General features: G+C 72.2%; 15 protein-coding genes and 1 pseudogene. 4 read left to right on the top strand and 12 right to left on the bottom strand.

The annotated features are described in order from the left end of the window. Positions 1–16: 16 nt before the first annotated feature. The 6 genes from AB0E85_RS08460 to AB0E85_RS08435 all read right to left on the bottom strand — a co-directional run bounded on the left by AB0E85_RS08460 (position 17) and on the right by AB0E85_RS08435 (position 8,210). Positions 17–244, bottom strand: a complete 228-nt coding sequence (locus tag AB0E85_RS08460) for a hypothetical protein (protein WP_361923966.1) — start codon at positions 242–244, stop codon at positions 17–19. Continuing rightward, entirely contained in the window at positions 241–2,208 is a 1,968-nt protein-coding gene (locus AB0E85_RS08455) for a beta-galactosidase (RefSeq protein ID WP_361923964.1), read from the bottom strand. The genes AB0E85_RS08460 and AB0E85_RS08455 overlap by 4 nt, the downstream gene beginning before the upstream one ends. Further along, on the bottom strand, positions 2,208–4,406 hold the full coding sequence (locus tag AB0E85_RS08450) for a 1,4-beta-glucanase (RefSeq protein WP_361923962.1): 2,199 nt from the start codon (positions 4,404–4,406) through the stop codon (positions 2,208–2,210). The genes AB0E85_RS08455 and AB0E85_RS08450 overlap by 1 nt, the downstream gene beginning before the upstream one ends. Before the next feature lie 110 nt (positions 4,407–4,516). Continuing rightward, a complete protein-coding gene (locus tag AB0E85_RS08445; protein WP_361923960.1) occupies positions 4,517–5,467 on the bottom strand; it encodes a carbohydrate ABC transporter permease in 951 nt (316 codons plus the stop codon). After that, the gene (locus AB0E85_RS08440) at positions 5,464–6,501 is read right to left on the bottom strand and encodes an ABC transporter permease subunit (RefSeq protein ID WP_361923958.1); all 1,038 of its coding nucleotides are present in this window, start codon (positions 6,499–6,501) and stop codon (positions 5,464–5,466) included. The genes AB0E85_RS08445 and AB0E85_RS08440 overlap by 4 nt, the downstream gene beginning before the upstream one ends. A 26-nt stretch (positions 6,502–6,527) precedes the next feature. Further along, entirely contained in the window at positions 6,528–8,210 is a 1,683-nt protein-coding gene (locus AB0E85_RS08435; protein WP_361923956.1) for an extracellular solute-binding protein, read from the bottom strand. 323 nt (positions 8,211–8,533) lie between these two features. Between AB0E85_RS08435 and AB0E85_RS08430 the strand changes: the two genes are divergently transcribed. Further along, complete coding sequence (locus AB0E85_RS08430) at positions 8,534–11,371, top strand: glycoside hydrolase family 3 C-terminal domain-containing protein (RefSeq protein ID WP_361923954.1); 2,838 nt, start codon at positions 8,534–8,536, stop codon at positions 11,369–11,371. Positions 11,372–11,468: 97 nt separating this feature from the next. Here the strand turns inward: AB0E85_RS08430 and AB0E85_RS08425 are convergent, their stop codons facing one another. From AB0E85_RS08425 to AB0E85_RS08415, 3 genes are all read right to left on the bottom strand, one after another. Continuing rightward, the gene (locus AB0E85_RS08425; protein WP_361923952.1) at positions 11,469–12,914 is read right to left on the bottom strand and encodes an aldehyde dehydrogenase family protein; all 1,446 of its coding nucleotides are present in this window, start codon (positions 12,912–12,914) and stop codon (positions 11,469–11,471) included. A gap of 122 nt (positions 12,915–13,036) precedes the next feature. Continuing rightward, the gene (locus AB0E85_RS08420) at positions 13,037–14,710 is read right to left on the bottom strand and encodes a PucR family transcriptional regulator (protein ID WP_361923950.1); all 1,674 of its coding nucleotides are present in this window, start codon (positions 14,708–14,710) and stop codon (positions 13,037–13,039) included. Between the two features lie 118 nt (positions 14,711–14,828). After that, positions 14,829–16,961 (bottom strand): ATP-binding protein, encoded by a 2,133-nt coding sequence (locus AB0E85_RS08415; RefSeq protein WP_361923948.1) that lies wholly within the window; start codon positions 16,959–16,961, stop codon positions 14,829–14,831. 252 nt (positions 16,962–17,213) lie between these two features. Between AB0E85_RS08415 and gabT the strand changes: the two genes are divergently transcribed. Together gabT and AB0E85_RS08405 are read left to right on the top strand one after the other, a co-directional pair. Continuing rightward, positions 17,214–18,548, top strand: a complete 1,335-nt coding sequence (gene gabT / locus AB0E85_RS08410) for a 4-aminobutyrate--2-oxoglutarate transaminase (protein WP_361923946.1) — start codon at positions 17,214–17,216, stop codon at positions 18,546–18,548. 328 nt (positions 18,549–18,876) lie between these two features. Further along, a pseudogene (locus AB0E85_RS08405) lies at positions 18,877–19,092 on the top strand (phosphoesterase); the annotation flags it as partial. 8 nt (positions 19,093–19,100) lie between these two features. On the opposite strand, the gene AB0E85_RS08400 reads toward AB0E85_RS08405, so the two are convergent. Next, entirely contained in the window at positions 19,101–19,274 is a 174-nt protein-coding gene (locus AB0E85_RS08400; protein ID WP_361924066.1) for a hypothetical protein, read from the bottom strand. 147 nt (positions 19,275–19,421) lie between these two features. Between AB0E85_RS08400 and AB0E85_RS08395 the strand changes: the two genes are divergently transcribed. Next, positions 19,422–20,093 carry a phosphatase PAP2 family protein gene (locus AB0E85_RS08395; RefSeq protein ID WP_361923944.1) on the top strand — a complete coding sequence of 224 codons (672 nt, stop codon included), beginning with the start codon at positions 19,422–19,424 and terminating at the stop codon, positions 20,091–20,093. On the opposite strand, the gene AB0E85_RS08390 is transcribed toward AB0E85_RS08395, so the two are convergent. Continuing rightward, positions 20,075–20,545, bottom strand: a complete 471-nt coding sequence (locus AB0E85_RS08390) for a hypothetical protein (RefSeq protein WP_062929348.1) — start codon at positions 20,543–20,545, stop codon at positions 20,075–20,077. The genes AB0E85_RS08395 and AB0E85_RS08390 overlap by 19 nt on opposite strands. Positions 20,546–20,687: 142 nt before the next feature. After that, a complete protein-coding gene (locus AB0E85_RS08385; RefSeq protein WP_361923942.1) occupies positions 20,688–22,106 on the bottom strand; it encodes an FAD-dependent oxidoreductase in 1,419 nt (472 codons plus the stop codon). Positions 22,107–22,125: the final 19 nt, after the last annotated feature.

The raw sequence follows: 22,125 nt of genomic DNA, 5'->3' as shown, positions 1-22,125 counted from the left end.
GGGGGGGTGGGGGGAACTACCACGTCCTCAGGGTGAGGACGTGGCCCTCTCCGGCGACCAGGTGGAGGGATTCTGTGCCGGAGGGAGCGCGGAGTTCGACGCGGCGGGTGACGACGGCCCGCTCGGCGTGCGGATCGCCGCAGACCAGGGCGCCGTGCCGGCCGTCGCCGGTGGGGAAGGCGCCCTCCCAGCGGGCGGCCGGCTGCGGTTCCCGGGTGCCGTGGACGGGAGCGGAGGCGGTCATGGCCGGAGCACCGCCGCCTCGTAGCGGCCGAGGGTGACCCGGTCGGTGACGTCGGTACCGGTCAGCAGGTCGCGGTGGGTGCCGGGCACATCGACGGTCACCGGCTCGCGGCCGTGATTGAGCACGAACAGCACCTCGCCCCGGCGTACGGCCTCGACCTGCTCGGGGAGACCGTCGAGCACCGGCCGGACGCCCACGCCGTCGGCGATCGCGGCCAGCAGGCCGCGCAGCGCCCCGGGCTCGGGGAGCGTGGAGACGTACCAGGCCCGGCCCTTGCGCAGGACGGCGGGCAGCCCGTCGAGTTCACCGCCCTGGTAGGGGATGGTCTCCTCGGCGGTGCCGTCCCCCTCCAGTTCCTCGGACCACAGCGTGCCGCCGAAGCCCTCGCAGGCGACGGTCTCCCCCTCGTCCAGGGGCCACCATTCGTGCAGCGTGCGGATGCCGAACAGTGCGCGCAGCCGGGCGTCCATGCCGCCGGGGCGGACCCGGTCGTCCTCGTCGGCGACACCGGTCTGGAACCCGCAGACGAGGGTGCCGCCCTGCCGTACGTAGGCGAGGAGGTTGTCGGTCGCGGTGTCGGTGAGGGCGTACAGCTGCGGCGCGACGACCAGCGAGTACGGCGTCAGGTCGTGCTCGGGATGGGCGAAGTCGGTGGTGAGGTGCGCCTGCCACAGGGCCCGGTGCCAGGCGCGCAGGACGTCCGGGTACTCCACCCGGCTGGACAGGCGGCCGTCCTGGGCGCCGGCCCACCAGGCGTGCCAGTCGTGCAGGACGGCGACGTGCGCGGCGAGGTTCCGGCCGGTCACCTCGGGCGCGATCCGCTCCAGGTCGGCGCCGAGCCGCTTGACCTCCTGGTACGTCCGCCCCTCCTCCCCCGCGTGGCTGACCATGCCGGAGTGGAACTTCTCCGCGCCCTGCCGGGACTGGCGCCACTGGAAGTAGCAGACGGCGTCGGCGCCGCGGGCCACGGCCTGGAGGGACCACAGCCGGTTGAGGCCGCGGGGCTTGGGGTGGTTCACGCCCCGCCAGTTGACCGGCCCGGCCGCCTGTTCCATGAGCATCCACGGGCCGCGCGCCTGGGAGCGGGTCATGTCCTGGACCAGGGCGCCGTGCTGGGCGCCGAGCGGGTCGCGCGGGTCCGGGTAGAGGTCGACGGAGACGACGTCCTCCTCCTCGGCCCAGCGCCAGGCGTCCTGCCCGAACCACAGCGGCATGAAGTTGCTGGTGACCGGCAGGTGCGGGGTGTGCCGCCGGACGATGTCCCGCTCGGCGGTGCAGCACTCCAGGAGCATGTCGGAGGTGAAGCGGCGGAAGTCCAGGACCTGGCCGGGGTTGCGCAGGTAGTGCGGCAGGCGGGGCGGCAGGATGCCGTCCCAGGTGTCGTAGCCCTGGCTCCAGAAGGCGGTTCCCCAGGCCTCGTTGAGGGCGTCGAGCGTGCCGTACTTCGCGCGCAGCCACCGCCGGAAGGCGGCTGCGGCCTCGTCGCCGTAGTCGTAGGTGCAGTACTCGTTGTTGATGTGCCACATGGTGAGGGCCGGGTGGCCGCCGTAGCGGGCGGCCAGGTCCTCTGTGATGGCGGCGGCGTAGCGCCGGTAGGTGGCGCTGGAGTGCGAGAAATGCTGCCGGCCGCCCCACCACTCGGTGCGGCCGTCCTCGGTGACGGGCAGGGTGTCGGGGTGCAGCCGGCCCATCCAGGGCGGCGGCGAGGAGGTCGGGGTGGCGAGGACGACCCCGATGCCGTTCTCGTGCATCAGGTCCATCAGGGTGTCGAGCCGGCCGAACTCCCTGGCTCCCGGCTCTGGTTCGAGTGTCGACCAGGAGAAGACACCGAGGGTGACCGAGTTGACGCGGGCGGCCTTCATCAGCCGCACGTCCTCGTGCCAGGTCTCCTCGGGCCACTGCTCGGGGTTGTAATCCCCGCCGAACAGCAACCGGCCCCCGGTCACCTCACTCAGGTCGGGCATCAGACGGGCTCTCCGTACTGCACGCCGCGTCCGTTGGTGGCGACGTAGACCCGTCCGTACACGCGGGGGTCGCCGGTGACGGCGGCTCCTGTCCAGCCCCACTGGTGGCGGTCGTCGTTGATCCGGGTCCAGGTCTTCGCCTCGTCGTCGGAGCGGTACACGGCGGTGACGGTGTGCGTGGCGCCGACCATGTAGAGCGCCGGGTAGGAGGCGCCCCTGGCCGCCTTGCCGAAGCCCAGGGTGTGTGAGGCGTGGCAGCTGCCGACCTTGGTGACGGTCGCGCCGCCGTCGGTGGAGCGGTAGAGCCCGTTGCCCTTGAGGCTGAGCCACAGGTCGCCGGTGCGGCCGGGTGCCGCGACCAGCTGGTACTCGGTGTCGCCCGAGCTGAGGCCGGTGGCCCGCGCGGTGAAGGTCTGTCCGCTGTCGGTGCTGGCGAAGAGTGTGCCGGTGGTGGTGTCGAAGGCGTAGCAGCGGGTGGGGTCGAGGGGGTCGGCGACGGGTGCCGCTCCCTTGGGGAAGGTGGGGATCTCGGTCCAGGTGGCGCCGTTGTCGGTCGAGCGGTGGGCGGGGTTGGCGGTGCCGAAGGACCACAGGAGCGCGCTGCCGTCGGCGTTGGTGGCGATCGGGCCGGGTGCACTCCTGGCGGGGTCCGGCTGGGTCTTGAAGGGGGTCCAGGTCTTTCCGCCGTCGTTCGACCAGGCGCCGTTGCCGTGGTCCCCCCAGCCGGCCCGGACCACGTAGGAGGGCTTGGCGGTGGCGAGGGACAGGCCGGTGCTGGTGCCGAAGACGGGGTTCGACGCCATGCCGCGCGAGGGTGAGGCCGTGAGCCGCTCGTGGTACATCACGCCGATGTCGCCGGAACCGCTGAGCAGGTGGGCCTGCCCGGTGGGGGGCGAGATCAGCTGGCGGACGGACGCCTCCTCCACACCACGGATCTGCGGGGCCCAGCGCTTGAGGTCGCGGGTGCCGTAGAGGGTGGCGCCGGTGCCGTAGACCACGTGCCGGGAGTCGAACGGGTCCAGTCCGACGGCCTGGATCCACCAGCCGAACTTCGGCTTGTCCGCGCCCCACTTGAGGTACGGCGTCTCGGACACGTCGAGGACGGCCCTGTCCTTCAGGGACGTCCAGGTGCGGCCGCCGTCGGTGGAGCGGAAGACGGTGTCGATGTCGGCCCAGCGGTTGTTGGTGGAGACGACGAGCGTGCCGGGCCGGCGGGCGTCGACGGCGACACCGCCGTAGCCGAAGGAGTCGGCGGAGCCGTCGGCCGTCGTGCCCCCGGGCTTCACCGGGGTGACGTCACTCCACTTCCCGCCGCTGACACGCAGTTTGTGCACGCTGCCGTCGGACTGCCCGTTCGGGCCCGGGGCGTTGGCGTAGGTGACGTACAGCTCGCGGGTGAGCCGGTCGTAGGCGGCCCGGATCGGGACCTTGGCGGCGGTGCCGGTCGGCTGCCCCGGGACGGCCTCCCAGGTGGCGCCGTCGGACGTGCGGTAGAGGTTCGCGGAGGTGCCGTCGGAGTCGCCCCAGCCGGCGTAGACGCTGCGGCCCACGGCGACCAGGAGCGTTACCCCCTGGCCGGTGGCGCTCGGGACGGCCGGAAAGCTCACGGCCTTCCAACTGGCGCCCCGGTCGGTCGACTTGAGCAGTCCGTCGTGCCGGGTGCCCAACCACAGGGTGTCGCTGTCCCGGGGATCGACCAGCAGCCGCTCGCCGCAGCCGCGCCCGTCCTCGTTGGCCCCGAGCTGCACGGTGAGATCGGTGCGCTTCCAGGTCGCGCCGCGGTCCTCCGAGCGCAGCACGGCCCCGTTGCCGGCCCAGGACTGCGCGTACGTGCCGAGGGCGAGGTAGACCCGGTCCGGATGCGCCGGGTCGACGGCCATGGCCTCCACGCCGAGCAGGTTCCAGTCGTCCCAGCCGATGTGGTCGGTCAGCGGGATCCAGCGGTCCCTGCGATCGTCCCAGCGGTAGGCGCCGCCGATGTCGGTGCGGAGGTAGGCGAGCCCCTTGACGGAGGGGTGGAACAGCACCCCGGTGATGAAGCCCGTGCCGCCCTGGACGGCGTTGCGCCAGCGGTAGCCGCTCTGCGCGGGGGCCTGGGCAGCCTGCGCCACCCCTTGTGCCAAAGGAAGGGAGACGGCCGCTGCGGCGGCAGCGGTCCCGGCCAGGACGGCTCTTCTGCTGAGGCGGGACGCGTGCATGACACATACCTCGATCTACGAGAAGGGGTGGGGGAGACATACCTCAGGGGCGCGGGGAACTGCGCGATCGGCCACGACGCCGCCGCAGTGACCTTCCGGCCGGAGGGCGTTCAGCCCTTGACGGCCCCCGTGAGCATGCCCTTCTTGAAGTGCTTCTGGACGAACGGGGAGATCACGGCCACCGGCAGCAACGCCATCACCATCACGGCCATCTGGATCGCCAGCGCGGAGATCTGCCCGGTCTTGATCGCCTGACTCACCCCGACCGGTGCTTCCTGCTTCTGCACCAGCTGGATCATGACGTTCTGGAGCGGCATCATGCTCTGGTCGCTGAGGTAGATCGACGCGTTGAACCAGGCACTCCAGTACCCCACCGCGTAGAACAGCGTGATCACCGCGATGACGGCCCGTGAGAGCGGCATGACGATCTGCCAGAGGATCCGCCAGTCCCCCGCCCCGTCGATACGCGCACTGTCGATGAGCTCCGGCGAGATGCCCATGAAGAACGCCCGCAGCACGAGGATGTTGAAGACACTCACGGCACTCGGCAGGATCAGCGCGAGATACGTGTCGGTCAGGCCGAGGGACTGCACCAGCAGATAGGTCGGGATGAGCCCGGCCCCGAAGAACATCGTGGCGAGCAGCGTCATCAGCAGCCAGCGGTGCCCCAGCGACCCGCTGCGGGACAGACCGTAGGCGGCCAGCACCGACACCGCCATGGAGAACGCCGTGCCGGCCAGTGTGACGCACACGCTGACGATGGCGGCCCGGGTCACCTGCCCGCCGCTCAGCAGTTCCTGGTAGGCGACGAAGGTGATGTCCTTCGGGATGACCACCAGCCCGCCGGCCGCGTTGATCGTCTGCTTCGAGGACAGGCTGGTGACGATGACGATCCACAGCGGGAAGAGGACGGCGAGGCAGGCGGCGGCCAGGACGATGCCCTTGCCCGCGACTCCGGCCTTGCTCGGCTCGTCCTCCCAGACGGGCCTCGGCGGAGCCTCCCACCAGCGGGGCTCGCGCGCCGCCTCGTCGAGGGCGGCCTTGTCGATGACGGCGGTCACTTCTTGTACACCCCCTGCTCGCCCATGAAGTGGGCCACCTTGTTCGCGGCGAGGACGAGCGCCACGCTCACCAGACCCTTGATGAGTCCGGCCGCCGCCGCGTAGCTGAAGTCCTGGTTGCGGACGCCGTTCCACCACACGTAGGTGTCGAGGACCTCCGCCGCCCCCGGCCCCACGGCGTCGCGTTGCAGCAGGATCTGCTCGAAGCCGACCGTGAGCGCGTCACCGACCCGCAGCACCAGCAGCAGGGCGATCACGGGGCGCAGCGCGGGCAGCGTGACGTGCCACATCCGGCGCCAGCGCCCGGCCCCGTCCATGGCCGCCGCCTCGTACAGGTCGGGGCTCACGGAGGCCAGCGCGGCGAGGAAGACGATGATGCCCCAGCCCGCGTCCTTCCAGACTCCCTCCGCCGTCACCAGGAACTTGAAGATCCCCGGGTCGGTCATGAGGTCGAAGCCCTCGTAACCGTGCCGGCGCAGGGTCTGCGCGATGATGCCCGCCCCGCCGAAGATCTGCTGGAAGACGGTGATCACCAGCACCCAGGAGAAGAAGTGCGGCAGGTACAGGATCGCCTGCGACACCGCCCGGATCCGGGGCCGGATCACGCTGTTGATGAGCAGCGCGAGCACGATCGGGATGGGGAAGAACAGCACCAGCTGGAGGCCGAACAGCACGAGCGTGTTCCGTACGGCGTCCCAGAACGCCGAGTCCGCGAAGATGCGCTGGAACTGCTCGACGCCCACCCAGGGGCTCTCCAGCATGGCGACGAAGCCGTTGTCGCTGACGTACGGGTCGTACTCCTGGAAGGCGACGACGTTGCCCAGGATCGGTATGTAGTTGAAGACCAGGACCAGCACGACGGCCGGCAGGGTCATGAGGATCAGCGTGCGGTCGCGGCGGAGCCGCAGCCGGAGGCTCAGTCTGCCGGAGAGTTTCCTCTTGCCCGGCTGCTCCCCGGTGGCGTCCGCCGCCCGGGAAGCCGTCTCGGTGGTCTCCGCCTCGGCCCTGCTGCGAGGCACCGTGCTGTTGGACACGGATTCCTCCTTGCCTCAGCGCCGGGTCACTGTGCCGAACCGTTGGTGTCGTGCAGCTTCTGGTACCAGTCCCGCAGCTTGTCGCCGCCCTGCTTCTTCCAGTCGGAAACGGCTTGCTGCATGTCGCTGATCTTCTTGCGGCCGCGGACGATGTCGTCCTCCAACTGCTCGAAGTCGTTCGAGAGGTTGGTGTAGCGGGCCGGTTCGGTGATCTGCATGCCCCAGAAGGTGGACTTCTTGGTGAAGGCGCCCATCCGCTGCTGCCACTCCACCTGCTCCTTCGCGATCTCCGGAAGGTCCGGGTGCGCGATGGTCGGGGCGGGGCTGGCGAGCATCACATAGGCGTTGATGACCTCCTGATTGCCCTTGTCGTTCTTGGTGGGCACCCCGTCCTTGACGGTGTAGTGCGTGCCCTCCACCCCGTAGTTGGTGAGCATGTACTCCTTGGTGCCGTACGGGGCGGCGGTGACGTTGGCGGCGGCGAGGACGTCCTCGACCACGGCCTTGGAGGCCTTCTTGTTGACGAAGGCGAAGATGCCCGCGGGGGATCCGGCCCACAGCTGGGGGTCGCCGCCGTCGGCGCCGAAGATGTCCATGCCGGAGATGCGCAATGCGGAGTTCCGGCCCGCCTGCTCGGCCATCTTGCCCCACCAGTCCGAGATGTTGCCGTTGTAGATCAGCACCTGCCCCGCGGTGAACCGGTCACCGGGCGTGCCCTGGACCGCCTTGGCGTCCGGGTGGACCACACCGGCCGCGTAGAGCTTGCGCGTCCACTCCAGGGCCTCCAGGAACTCCTCGGTTTCCACCCGGTAGATCATCTTGCCGTCGGTCAGGTTCCAGCCGAGCGGCTTCTCGCTGCCTGAGAGCACGCCGAAGAACTGGAAGGCGGACCACTTCATGTCGTCACAGGCCCACACCTTGGACTTGGGCCGGCTGATCTCCTTGGCGAGAGTGAGGAACTCGTCCGGGGACTTGGGGAGCTCGTAGCCCTCCTTGTCGAAGACGTCCTTGCGGTAGAAGGGCACGATGCCGGTGACGGAGGGGGCGGGCTGGGGCAGGCCGCGCAGCTTGCCGCCGAAGATGGAGTACTGCCAGGCGCCGCTAGGGATGGCCGCGAGGTTGGGGTACTTCTTGATCGCGTCCCCGGACAGATACGGGCCCAGGTCGGCGAACTTGCTGATGATGGCGCTGGGTATCTTGCCGCCCATGTTCCAGCTCGGGATGACCACGACGTCCGGCAGGTCGCTGGAGGCGAGTACCGCGCCCAGCTTCTCGTCGTAGGTGTTGCCGTCCTGGTTCTGCCACGTGATGTCGACGCCGATCAGGTCGTTCATCGTCGTGTAGTAGGGGTTGGTGCCCTTCGGCGGTGTGCCCCAGAACGGCGACATGATCTTGATGCGGCTGCCCTTGCCGAGCTTCTTCGGCACCGAGGTCTTGAGGCCGGCCAGGTCGAGCTTGGCGGTGAAGCCCATGGCCGAGCCGTTCTTGGACGGGATGTCCGGCGAGACCACGTTGCTCGCGACGTAGGCCGGCAGCAGCTTCTTGGCGCTCTTGCCGGACGTCGTGCCGTCCTTCGACCCACCCTCCGACCCGCCGCACGCGGCGAGCAGCGGCATCCCGCCCGCCACGGCCGCGGTGGCCACTGCCGTGGAGGCGAGGAAACTTCTCCGGCTCGGTCCGGAGGAGGCGGAGGCGGCGTTCGGCGTCATTGCGTCAACCCTTCATGGCGCACCAGGACACCCGGCGGAAGGCCGTCGGCTGCGGTGTCTCGAGTGGAACTGGCTGAGCAGAAGCGACACTTCGACCAGAGGGGCTTCATCAGTCGAAGCGCTTCGATGTTGCTGTGAGGTTAAGTGAACACCCCAGGGCGCACAAGGGTCGTCCCCAAACTTCCTCGCAGGCGCGGGAAGGGACCGTTCCTCATGCCCGACTTGAAGTGACGGCGCCTGCTCTTGACACCCACCCCGTCGTCGACCCAGCATCGAAGCGCTTCGAAAGCGCCTCGCCGATCCATCGCAGGGGGGACCCCCACGTGACCGCACACCCGCCGCCCACCGAACCGTTCCGCGATCCGCAGCTGCCGTTCGCGAAGCGCGTCGACGATCTGCTGGGGCGGCTCACCCTCGACGAGAAGACGTCCTTCCTGCACCAGTTCGCCCCCGCCGTCGAGCGGCTCGGCCTCGCCGCCTTCCGCACCGGCCAGGAGGCCCTGCACGGCGTGGCGTGGATGGGCCCGGCGACGGTGTTCCCGCAGGCGGTCGGTCTCGGCGCCACCTGGAACCCGGACCTGGTGCGGCGCGTCGGCGACGCGGTGTCCAAGGAGATCCGCGCGATGCGCGCCCAGGACGACCGGGTCGGCCTCAACGTCTGGTCCCCGACGGTCAACCTGCTGCGCCATCCCTTGTGGGGCCGCAACGAGGAGGGCTACTCGGAGGATCCGAAGCTCACCTCGGCGATCGCCACCGCCTACACCCACGGGCTGCGCGGCGACCACCCCACCTACTGGCGCACGGCGCCCGTGCTGAAGCACTGGCTGGCCCACAACAACGAGACGGACCGCTCCACGACGTCGAGCTCGGTGCGCCCGCGCGTGCTGCACGAGTACGACCTGCGGGCCTTCCGCGACACCGTCGAGGCGGGCGCGGTGGCCGGGGTGATGCCGGCGTACAACCTGGTCAACGGCCGCCCGAACCACGTGTCGCCGTACCTGCGCGAGCACTTGCGCGCCTGGACGGACGAGGAGCTGCTGGTCTGTTCGGACGCGGGCGCGCCGAGCAACCTGGTCGACTCGGAGCACTACTTCGACACCCACGAGGAGGCCACCGCCGCCTCCCTCGTCGCGGGGGTCGACAGCTTCACCGACCACGGCACGGACTCCTCGCAGATGACCGGGCGGCTGCGCGGTGCCCTGGAGCGCGGTCTGCTGACCGAGGCCGATGTCGACACGGCCGTCCGCCGGCAGCTCTCGGTCCGTTTCCGGCTCGGCGAGTTCGACCCGGGCCACGACCCGCACGACGCCACCGGCGCGTTCGACACCCCGGCGCACCGCGCCCTCGCCCAGGAGGCCGCCGAGCAGGCGATCGTGCTGCTCGAGAACGACGGGGTGCTGCCGCTCGCCCCGGACACCCGCGTGGCGGTGGTCGGGCTGCTCGCCGACGAGTGCAAGCTCGACTGGTACAGCGGCACGCTCATCCACCGCTCGACCCCGCTGGAGGGCCTGTACGAGCGGTTCGGCGCGCAGCGGGTGGAGTTCGCGGAGGGCGTGGACCGCGTCCGGCTGAAGACCTCCACCGGTGCGTTCCTGCACGTGCCGGTGACCGAGGGGGCGGCCGCCGAGGCGCGCGGGGCCGAGGGCGCACTCGACCCGGCCCTGCTCACGGGCCGCACCGACCTGCCCGCGCTCACGACCGACGCCGAGGGCACCGAACTGGCGCTCGCCGAGTGGGGGCAGGGCGTCCTGACTCTGCGCGCCCCCGACGGCCGCTACCTCTCGGTCGCCGAAGACGGCTTCCTCCGGGCCTCCGCCGACCAGCCGGGCGGCTGGATCGTGCAGGAGACGTTCCGTCTGGAACCGCACGGGAACGGGCACCTCCTCAAGCACCTGGGGACAGGTCGCCACGTGTGTGTCTCCGCCGACGGCGTGAAGGTTGCCGACGCGGACCCCGAGGTCTTCGAGCTGGTCGTCGCCGAGCGCGGCGAGGAGGCGGCGGCGCGTGCCGCCGCGGCGGCCGACGTGGTCGTGGTGGTCGCGGGCAACGACCCGTACATCAACGGCCGGGAGACCGAGGACCGCACGACCCTGCGCCTGCCGGACCACCAGGAACGGCTGCTGCGGGCGGCCCGCGCGGCGAACCCGGCCACTGTGCTGGCGCTGGTCTCCGCCTACCCCTACGCCGTCGACACCGCCGCGCTCCCCGCGGTGCTGTGGACCGCGCACGGCGGCCAGGCGGCCGGCACCGCCCTGGCCCGCGTCCTGGCCGGTGACGTCTCCCCCGCCGGCCGCCTCCCGCAGACCTGGTACGCCGACGACGCCGACCTGCCCGGCCTCCTCGACTACGACGTGATCGGCTCCGGCCAGACGTACCTCTACTTCGGGGGGACACCCCTGTACCCCTTCGGGCACGGCCTGTCGTACGCGTCGTTCACGTACGGCGCCCTGACGGCCCGGGTCGAGGACGGGGCGGTGCGCGCCTCCTTCTCGGTCACCAACACCGGTGACGTCACCGCCGACGAGGTGGCCCAGCTCTACGGACGGGCCGTCGACCCGTCCGTGCCGCGTCCGCGCCGCGAGCTGCTGGACCACCGGCGCGTCACCCTCGCCCCGGGGGCGAAGGCGGAGCTGAGCTTCGAGATCCCGCAGAACGCCTTCGCGTTCTGGGACGTCGCCCAGGACCGGTGGCGGGTGGAGCCCGGCACGTACGAGCTGCTGGCGGGGGCGTCCAGCGAGGACGTCCGGCTGCGCGCGACGGTCACGCTCGACGGCGAGCCGGCCCTGCCCCGCGCGGTCGTCGCGCACGGCCTCCCGGCGGCCGGGTTCGACGAGTACAGCGGCATCGAGATCGTGGACCGTACGAAGGTGTCGGGGGACGCGGTGACGGCGGCGGGCGAGGCTCCCGGTGAACTGGTCTACCGGCGCTGCGACTTCGGGCGAGGTGTCACCGGGGTGAGGGTGGAGGTGGCGGGCGAGGGCTCGGTCGAGCTGTCCCTGGACGGCGGTCCGGTGCTCGCGGTGCTGTCGACCCCGGCTCCCACCCCGGGCCCGTACGACTACGTCCTCCTCGACGCCCCCGTCGTCGCGGCGGGCGTCCACGACGTGCGCCTCAGGCTGCGCGGCCCGCTGCGGCTCGCGCACGTCGGCTTCTCCGGTTGAGGGTCCGGAGCGGGCCGGCGTAAAGAAGGGGCCCGGCACCGGAAGGCATCGGTGCCGGGCCTCTTCACGGAGCTTACATGAAAATGGTTCTCATGAGCTAGAGGTTGATGCCGGTGAGGACCAGCACCCGCTCGTACGTGTAGTCCTCCATGGCGAACCGCACGCCCTCACGGCCCACGCCGGACTGCTTGACGCCGCCGTACGGCATCTGGTCGGCGCGGTAGGACGGCACGTCGCCGATGACGACACCGCCGACCTCCAGGGCCCGGTGCGCGCGGAAGGCGGTCTGGAGGTCGTGGGTGAACACGCCCGCCTGGAGGCCGTACTTGGAGTCGTTGACGGCGTCGAAGGCCGCGGCCTCGCCGTCCGCCTTCTGCACGGTGAGGACCGGCCCGAAGACCTCCTCGCAGGAGATCGTGACGTCGGCCGGGACCTCGGCCAGGACGGTGGGCGCGTAGGAGGCGCCGTCGCGCTTGCCACCGGTGAGCAGCTGCGCCCCGGCGTCCACGGCCTCCTGGACCCACGTCTCGACGCGCTGGGCGGCCTCCTCGCTGACCAGCGGGCCGACGTCGGTGGCGTCGTCCTCCGGGTCGCCGGTGACCTGGGCCTCGACGGCGGCGACGATGCGCGGCAGCAGCCGGTCGTACACCGAGGCGTCGGCGATGACCCGCTGCACGGAGATGCAGGACTGGCCGCCCTGGTAGTTGGAGAAGGTGGCGATGCGGTTCGCCGCCCACTCCAGGTCCTCGTCGCTCGCCCAGTCGGCGAGGACGACGGCCGCGCCGTTGCCGCCCAGCTCCAGGGTGCAGTGCTTGCGCGGCACCGAGTCCATGATCGCGTAGCCGACCTTCTCGGACCCGGTGAAGGAGATGACGGGCAGCCGCTCGTCCTGCACCAGGGCCGGCATCTTGTCGTTGGCGACCGGCAGGATGCTCCAGGAGCCCGCGGGCAGCTCGGTCTCGGCGAGCAGTTCGCCGATGACCAGGCCGGACAGCGGGGTCGCCGGGGCCGGCTTGAGGATGATCGGGGCGCCGGCGGCGATGGCCGGGGCGACCTTGTGGGCGCAGAGGTTCAGCGGGAAGTTGAAGGGCGCGATGCCGAGCACGACGCCCTTGGGGAAGCGGCGGGTGAGGGCGAGCCGGCCCTGGCCGCCGAGGTCGGTGTCGAGCCGCTGGGCCTCGCCGCCGTTGAACCGACGGGCCTCCTCGGCGGCGAAGCGGAACACCGACACGGCCCGGCCGACCTCGCCGCGCGCCCACTTCATCGGCTTGCCGTTCTCGGCGGAGATCAGCCGGGCGATCTCCTCGGTGCGCTCGACGAGGCGCTTGCTGACGTGGTCGAGCGCGGCGGCCCGGATGTGGGCGGGGGTGGCGGCGAACTCGTCCAGAACGGCGTGCGCGGCGGCCACGGCCTCCTCGACCTGTGCGTCCGTCGGCACGCTCACCGTGCCGACCGGCCGCCCGTCCCAGGGGGAGGTGACGTCGAAGGTGTCCTCGCCGGTGGCCTGGCGGCCGGCGAGCCAGAAGGCGTGGGTGGAGGTCATGTGGGTTCCGGCCCTTCGGCGTTGGGGGTGATCCTGTGCTACGGGATCAACGGTAGGCGCGAGGGGGCCGAACGGCGTTTGTCCGAGCCGTAGCAGTGGGGGACGCGGACACTCCGGTTTGGCTACTCGGTGGTGGCCGCCTTCAGGGCGAGCCACAGCTCCATCCGGACGTCCGGGTCGTCCAGGGACCGGCCGAGGATCTCCTCGACCCGGCGCATGCGGTAGCGCAGGGTGTGCCGGTGCACGCCGAGGTCGGCCGCCGCCGCGTCCCACTGGCCGTGCTTGGACAGCCAGGCGCGCAAGGAGGCGACGAGGTCGCCGCGGCCCGTGGCGTCGTGCTCGTACAGCGGCCGCAGCATGCCGTCGGCGAAGGCCCGCACCGCGTCGTCCGCCAGCAGCGGCAGCACCGATCCGGCCGCCATCCGCTCGTGCTCCACGAGGACGCGCCCGCGCCGCCGCGCCACCGACAGCGCCTGCTCGGCCTGCTTGTACGCGGCGGACGCGGCGATGGGCCCCGCCGGTGCCGACAGGCCCACGACCAGTTCGTCCTCCTCACCGCCCGGCACCTTCTCGCGTATCCCCGCCCGGGCCGCCTCCAGGGCGGCCGCGTACTCCCCGCAGGCCGCCGCGGCGGCGCCGCCGTCCGCGGCCAGCACCACCAGCCGCTCCCCCTCCGGCACCACCAGCACGGCCTCGCCGGCCCGGGCCGCCGCGGACTCCACGACGTCGGCGAGGGCCGCGAGGGGGTCGCCTCCGGGGTCGGCCGCGGCGAGCGCGGCGGCCGAGTGCCGCTCGGCGGGGGCAGCGCCCTTGCGCGCCTCGGCGCGGGCCAGCGCGGCGGACGCCGACACCGGCACCCGCTCCGCGACCATCATCCGGAACGGCGCGTCCAGCAGCTCGCCGTACAGGTCACCGGCGACCGCGCGGGCGTGGTCCGGCTCCCCGGCCAGCAGCATGCGCAGCACCGCCGCACCGACCCGCTGCTCGGCGGCCTGGAGGGACCGGGAGCGTTCCGTGGTCAGGGTCAGCAGCGCGATGGCCGAGTGGACGGCGTAGCGCTCGGCGGTGCCCGGTGCGGCGGCCGTGCCGACGGCGAGGGCCGCCCGGGGGCGGCGGCCGGTGCCGAGGGTGTGCAGCTCGACCCGGTCCTCGTTCTCCGGGCCGCCGACCACGGAGGAGGCGGGCGCGGGACGGTCCCGCAGCTTCTGCACGTCGCCGGTGAGCCGCGCGGCACGCCGCCCCGCCCACTCCGGTGCCGTGGCGACGACCGCGCCCGAGGCGTCGTACAGCGCCGCCCAGCCGTCGACCTGCGCGGCCAGCGCGGCCAGCAGCCCCTCCGGCCCGCCGGTCTGGGCCTGCCGGGTCAGCTCCCGCTGGGCGGCGAACCCGGCGGTGACGGCCCGGTACTGGTCGGCGGCGATCGCGGCGGAGACGGCCTTGCTGATGGCGAGGAACGGGGTGCGGCGAGGGACCTCCAGCAGCGGCAGGCCCTCCTTTTCGGCCGCGTCGACGAGCGCGGCGGGGATCTCCTCGTAGTTGACGCCGACGGCGAAGCCGAGCCCGGCCACTCCGGCCCCGGCCAGCCGCCGCACGTAACGGCGCATGGCCTCCGGGTCCTCGGCGTCCAGCTTGAGCGCGGTGATCAGCAGCAGTTCCCCGCCCTCCATGTAGGGGACGGGGTCGGCGAGCTCGCTGGGGTGCGCCCAACGGACCGGCACGTCGAGGCGGTCCCGGCCCGCCCGCACGGTCAGCTTCAGCGCGGAGTGGTGGACGAGCGAGGCGAGCGTCGGGGGCATGAGGCCTTCTGCGTCAGGGCGGTGTGATCACTGTGTCTTTTGGCCGCCGCGTATGAACGACCTGTGACGATTCTGCCTCACCGTACGGTCCCTTCGCGCCCTCGCGGGTGGGAAGGGGTCAGCCCCGCAGGTCCACCAGCAGCGGAGGCGCGTGCTCACCCTTGACGTCGGTCAGTGACAGCACCGCGTGCCCCGCCGGTACGCCGTGCGCCAGCTCGGAGGCGGACCAGCGTTCCCGCTCGACCTGCCGCACGGTCACCGCCCGTGCGGTCGGGGCCTTGCCGGTGATCACCCGGCGCAGCATGTGCACGGCCTTGCCGGCCGGGGTCTCCGCGATGATCTGCCGGTCGGTGACATCGCGGGCCTCGGTCCACTCCTTGCCCCACACCTCGGCGAAGTCCTGCCCGTCCCAGGGGGTGAGTCCCGACAGCGCCATCCGGCAGCCGGTCGCGCCGAGCAGCGGGCCGCGCAGCGGCCGGGCCACGTCGTCCAGGGTCCGCAGGGTGAGCACGACCCCGGCGTTGCCGGACCGCAGTCGCTGGATGCCGCGCACGGCCTCGGGCGTCACCACCCCGGTCGCGTCGTCCAGCAGGAGGCAGGCGAACAGCGACCGGTCCTCGCGCACGGCGACACTCGCCGTGAACTGCGCGAGCACGAGCCGCGCCAGCATCCTGGAGGCGTCCGCGTGGCCGCGCTGCGGCAGGTCGATGCGCACCCGCACGGGATGGTCGAGGGCCTTGAGCGTGAAGGGCCGGGACTGCCCGGAGGTGTCGAAGAACCCGGCGAAGGCGGGCCGGTCGAGCAGCGCGACGCGATCGCCGAGCACCCCGCCGACATCCCCGGGCTGCCCCATCTGCCGCTCCCGGGCGTCGAGCTCCCGCAGCAGCGACTCCTGCCCGGCGTCCTGGAGCCCCTGGCGCAGCGCGGCGAACGGCCCGGGCGCGCCGTCGAGCAGCTGCCGCAGCTCAGGTACGGAGGGGAAACGCCCGTGCACGGCCCGGAAGGGCCCGAGCAGCTGGGCGAGGACGGTGGTGGACCGGCGGCTGTCGCTGCCGGGGTGCGGATCGGCCAGGTCGCCTACGAGCGCCTCGGCGAGCACGGCGGCGGCCTCGTCCGGGTCGGTGCTGCCGCCGTAGAGATCGAGGTCGTACTCGGAGTCCTGGTTCCCGATCCGCACGACCACGTCGTACGCGTCGGCCGGTCCGAGCCCCGCGCCGGCCGCCCCGACGACGACCACGGCGGCGCGCCCGGCGAGGGCGTGCAGACAGAGCGACTCGGCGAGGGGGCGGACGACGGTGCCGGTCTTGCCGGATCCGGCGGGGCCGACGGCGACGAGCGAGGTGCCGAGGAGGTCGGGCCCGAGGGCGAGCCCGGTGCCGCGGTAGGCGTACGGGTTGCGGGCGTCGTCCACGGTGGTGCCGAGCCGCACCTGCCCGGTGACGAGGTCGTGCCGGGCGAGCCGGGCGGGCAGGTCGCGCTCCCCGGAGGGGTGCAGGCACGCGGCGGCACCGTCCTTGAGCACGGCGCCGCTGAACGTGGCGAGGCTGTGCCGCCCCGTACGCACGCCCTGCCAGGCACGGAGGATCCGGGCGTGGTCGACGTCCCGCATCAGCCCGGTGCGGGCCTCGGCGGCGAGCCGCTCGGCGGCGTCGGCGGCCCCGGCGGCGCGCAGCTCGTTCCACTGGGCCGGGTCGTCCTCGGGCGTCGTACGGCTCTCCTGCGCCGCCGGCCGGCGGAAGCGGGGGGTGACGAAACGGCGCCACACCTCGCCCCAGCGGCCGAGCCGGGCCGCCCCCACCATGATCGCCAGGGCGACGAGCAGCTCGTAGCCCTGGTAGACGACGAACGTCCCGGTCTCCCCGAGATCGCTGTCGCCGCCGCGCCAGGCGTCGGGGACGATGAGGTCGAACGGCACCCACCACCAGGTGCCGAGGTAGCCGTTCTGCAGCAGCGACCAGATCAGCCACCCCACGAGGAAGGCGATCAGCGCCCCGCTCAGCAGCTGCCGGTTCGGGATCTCCTCCGGTTCCTCGGCGGGCCGCGGCCGGTGCCCGAACCGCCACACGCCCGGCGCGGCGTCGGGGCGCGGCGCGCGCAGCCAGGTGAGGAACGCCGACCCGTCCGGCAGCGGCGGTGTCCCCGGCGCCCGGGGCGGCAGGGGAGGCATCGCGGGCACCTGAGGAGGTCCCGCCGGGCGCGGCACGGGACTCGCATGCGTACCCCGCGCGTCCTGCGTCCCGTCGCTGTCCATCGCCCTTGCCCCCTGACCAGCCGCTCCGTCCACCATCAGCGAGCCAATCTAACGCCCTCTCCTGGGGAGTTCACCGCTTACACGGCCGGGTCGTGGGCACCGGTCCGTCAGAGTGCCATGTCCACCCCGGACAAGGCGCTCCGCCGACAACGCCCACATGGAGCATGCCCACCCCCCTTCCCCCGCCCTAGCCTGCGAGAAAAGAAGCCAAGCGTCCGTCGAGACCATCCGCACCACCCCCAGGAGCCCCGCATGACCGCACTTCCGCAGGAGCGCCGCGTCGTCACCGCCATTCCCGGTCCGAAGTCGCAGGAGCTTCAGGCCCGCCGTACCGCCGCGGTCGCGCAGGGCGTGGGGTCCGTGCTGCCCGTGTTCACGGCGCGTGCCGGTGGCGGGATCATCGAGGACGTCGACGGGAACCGGCTGATCGACTTCGGGTCGGGCATCGCCGTGACGTCCGTGGGCGCCTCCGCCGAGGCCGTCGTACGGCGGGCGTCGGCGCAGCTGGCCGACTTCACCCACACCTGTTTCATGGTCACGCCCTACGAGGGGTACGTCGAGGTCGCCGAGGCGCTCGCCGAGCTGACCCCCGGTGACCACGCCAAGAAGAGCGCCCTGTTCAACTCGGGCGCCGAGGCCGTCGAGAACGCCGTGAAGATCGCGCGGGCGTACACCAAGCGGCAGGCCGTCGTGGTGTTCGACCACGGCTACCACGGGCGCACCAACCTCACCATGGCGCTGACCGCGAAGAACATGCCGTACAAGCACGGCTTCGGCCCGTTCGCCCCCGAGGTGTACCGGGTGCCGGTCGCGTACGGCTACCGCTGGCCGACCGGGCCCGAGAACGCCGGCCCCGAGGCCGCCGCGCAGGCCATCGACCAGATCAGCAAGCAGGTCGGCGCCGAGAACGTCGCCGCGGTCATCATCGAGCCGGTGCTCGGCGAGGGCGGCTTCATCGAGCCGGCCATGGGCTTCCTGCCGGCCATCCGCAAGTTCACCGAGGACAACGGCATCGTCTTCGTCGCCGACGAGATCCAGTCCGGCTTCTGCCGCACGGGTCAGTGGTTCGCGTGTGAGGACGAGGGCATCGTCCCGGACCTGATCACGACGGCCAAGGGCATCGCCGGCGGTCTGCCGCTCGCGGCCGTCACCGGACGCGCCGAGATCATGGACGCCGCGCACGCCGGCGGCCTGGGCGGCACCTACGGCGGCAACCCCGTCGCCTGCGCCGGTGCGCTCGGCTCGATCGAGACGATGAAGGAGCTCGACCTCAACGCCAAGGCGAAGAACATCGAGGCGGTCATGAAGGCCCGCCTCGGTGCCATGGCCGAGAAGTTCGACATCATCGGCGACGTGCGCGGCCGCGGCGCGATGATCGCCATCGAGCTGGTGAAGGACCGCGCCACCAAGGAGCCGAACCCGGAGGCGACCGGCGCGCTCGCCAAGGCCTGCCACGCTGAGGGCCTGCTGGTCCTGACCTGTGGTACCTACGGCAACGTGCTCCGCTTCCTGCCCCCGCTGGTGATCGGCGAGGACCTGCTGAACGAGGGCCTCGACATCATCGAGCAGGCGTTCTCCCGCATCTGAGCCGCCGACGCGCGCATCCGAGCCCTCGTCGGGGCGGGTGAGCCGCCCCGGTTCCGCTACCGGGGCGGCTAGGGGGCTTCTGATGGATCTACGTGGAAGAAGGAGCGGCGTCCGGTGCGTGCGATCGGCGTGCGCCGTGAACGGTCATGTGGCGGAGCCACCTGTCCGTTCGCGGCGTGCGGCGAGCGTGCGTGCCGGACGTCGTGACGCCGCGGAGATCCATCAGAAGCCCCCCAACGGCAGAGGGTGTGAAGAAGGTGTGCGAGGTGGATGACAGGGTGCCCTACGGCCTGTCCTGCGCCCCGCCCCTGTCGTAGGTTCTACCCAGATGAGAGATACACCCCGCCCACAGGGGACTGTGGGTGACATCAGGCCGGGGCCTCCCCAGCTTCGACCTGGTCGTGCCCTCGCGCACACAACCGGAGCCTGAGGCTCTGGATCTCCTCACCGATCGGACGGTCGCCCGCCCCAAACCCCCCGGGGCGCGCGACGTTCCGGTCCGGACGGCCGCCCCGGAACCACCCCCCCTGTTCCGGGGCGGCCGACCTCCCTCTACGCCCCCTTCCTGAGCATCTCGGTGAGTGCCGAGACGCTGAGCGGGCCGTGACCCGCCTCGGCCGCCCGCCGCAACAGGTCGGTCAGGGGAGCCGGCCAGGCGGTGTCGACGTTCGCTTCCTGCGCGAGGTCCGCGCCATGGGCCGCGCCCGCGAGCCTCGATGCCGCGATGGCGCCGCCCGGGCGTTGGTCCGAGGCCGGTCCGGCGAAGAGCCACCGGCAGTGCTCGAAAGTGGCCGTCGTCGAGTGCCGGGTGGTTCACGTGATCCTCCGCAGGGGCCGCGAGTGGACGTCGGTGCTCGTGCCAAGCTGTGCCCCATGCCGATCACCGCGAACCAGGAACGCGCCGCGCTCCCGGGCTCCGCCGCCCTCCTGCTCTCCCTTCCGGCGCTCCTCTTCGCCCTGATCACCTGGCAGGTCGTCGCCGACGGCCCGCTCGTCCGGCTCGACGAACGGCTCAGCCGCGTCCTGGTGAACCCGGACCGCTGCTCCGAACTCCTCTCCGACCTGGGCAACGTCCCGGTCGCGGTGCCGGTCCTCGCCGTCGCGGCCGGGTACGTCGCCGTGCGCAACCGCCGCGCGGGCGTGGACCAGTGGTGGCTGCCCGGCGCCGCGGCGGCCCTCCTCCTGGCCCTGGTCCCGGCGCTGGTCGTCCCGCTGAAGGTACTCACCGACCGCCCGGGCACCCCGGCCGTCCCGCCCGGCACCGGCTACTACCCCTCGGGCCACACCGCCACCGCCGCCATCGCCTACGGCTGCGCGACCCTGCTGCTGCTCCCCTGGCTCCGCACGGCCCCGGCCCGCCGCACCCTGATCACCCTCTGCGTCGCCCTGGTCCTCGGCACGGGCTACGGCCTGGTCCGGCGCGGCTACCACTGGCCCCTGGACGTGGTGGGCAGTTGGTGTCTGTGCGCGGTGCTGCTGACGTCGCTGTGGCTGTTCCTCCGGACGGTGACGACGCCCGGCCGGTCTCAACCACCGGGGCCCTGACCGTCGTTCTCCGTCGCCAGCCCCGCCGCCGCCTCGTGCATGGCCAGTTCCAGCAGGGCCGGGTCGGTCAGCAGGCCCGAACCGTCGGGCGGTACCAGCCAGCGGACGCCACCGGGCGAGGAGCGGCCCGGGTACGGCACGACGATCCAGGTGCCGGCGCCGGCCGTGCGGATGCCTGTGCCGAGCCAGCGGGCCGCGGTGCCCGGGGGCACGAAGAAGCCCATGCGTGCGTCGCCGAAGTCGACGAGCACGGGCCCCTGCCGGTCGAGGACGCGGCTCAGGACGTCCAGCGTGGCGTAGCCGAGTTCGCCGGGCAGGATGAGCACGTCCCAGGCGCTGCCGGCCGGCAGCAGCGCCACCCCGAGCGGGTTGCGCTCCCACTCCCAGCGGCAGGCCTCGGGATCGGGTGCGACGGATGCGAGCCACTCGACCGCCGTCTTCGCACCGGTCATCGTCAAAGACCCCCTTCTCTCTCGCGAACCTCACGCACGCGCGGGGCGTCCGGAGGGCATCACGAGGGAGAAGGGGGTGTCCCCCCGGCCATTACGCGGGTTCCGGCACCCCTTTGGAGTGAACCGGATCACACCCGGTCGGTCAGCTGTCGAATCCCAGCCCCAACCGGTCCATCGTGCGCAGCCACAGGTTGCGACGGCCGCCCTGGGCGTCCGCGCGGGCCAGGGACCACTTGGTGAGGGCGATGCCCGTCCAGGCGAACGGCTCGGGCGGGAACGGCAGCGGCTTCCTGCGGACCATCTCCAGCTCGGTGAGCTCGGTGCGCTCCCCCGCCAGCAGGTCCAGCATCACCTCGGCGCCGAAGCGGGTGGCACCGACCCCGAGGCCGGTGTACCCGGCCGCGTAGGCCACCTTGCCCTGGTGGGCGCTGCCGAAGAACGCCGAGAAGCGGGAGCAGGTGTCGATCGCGCCGCCCCAGGCGTGGCTGAAGCGGACGCCCTCCAGCTGCGGGAAGCAGGTGAAGAAGTGCCCGGCGAGTTTGGCGTAGGTCTCGGGGCGGTCGTCGTACTCGGCGCGGACGCGGCCGCCGTAGGGGTAGATCGCGTCGTAGCCGCCCCACAGGATCCGGTTGTCGGCGGAGAGGCGGAAGTAGTGGAACTGGTTGGCGCTGTCGCCGAGGCCCTGGCGGTTCTTCCAGCCGATCGCGTCGAGCTGCCCGGGCGTGAGCGGCTCGGTCATCAGGGCGTAGTCGTAGACCGGAACGGTGTACGAGCGGACGCGTCTGACCAGGTTCGGGAAGATGTTCGTGCCGAGGGCGACCCGGCGGGCGCGGATCCGGCCGTAGGGGGTGCGGACGGCCATGCCGGGGCCGTACGGCTTCAGGGTCAGGGCGGGGGTGTGCTCGTAGACGCGCACGCCCAGTTCCACGCAGGCCCGCTTCAAGCCCCAGGCGAGCTTCGCGGGGTTGAGCATGGCGACGCCCCTGCGGTCCCACAGGCCCGCCTGGAAGGTGGGTGAGTTCACCTGTTCCCGTACGGCGTCGGCGTCCAGGAACTCGACGCCGTCGGCCAGGCCCCGCCGGGCGGTCTCCTCGTGCCACTCCCGCAGTTCGCGCGCCTGGTAGGGCTCGGTGGCGACGTCGATCTCACCGGTGCGTTCGAAGTCGCAGTCGATGCCGTGCCGGGCGACGGCGGCCTCGATCCCGTCGAGGTTGCGGTCGCCCAGTTCCTGGAGCCTGTGGATCTCGTCGGGCCAGCGGGTGAGGCCGTTGGGCAGGCCGTGGGTGAGGGAGGCGGCACAGAAGCCGCCGTTGCGGCCGGAGGCGGCCCAGCCCACCTCGCGGCCCTCCACCAGCACCACGTCCCGCTGCGGGTCGCGCTCCTTGGCGATCAGCGCCGTCCACAGCCCGCTGTAGCCGCCGCCGACGACCAGCAGGTCGCAGGTCTCGGAGGTGGTGAGGGCGGGTTCGGGCCGGGGCCGGCCGGGGTCGTCCAGCCAGTACGGGACCGGCTGGGCGTCGGAAAGCGAACGGGTCCACTGATTCATGGCGCTCGGGGCCATGATTTCAACTCCCTACGGG

The organism is Streptomyces sp. NPDC029044 (genome assembly GCF_040637495.1).
GTDB lineage: Bacteria > Actinomycetota > Actinomycetes > Streptomycetales > Streptomycetaceae > Streptomyces.
The sequence above is the reverse complement of the archived record's forward strand: the minus strand, read 5'-3'. Positions and strand labels throughout refer to the sequence as shown.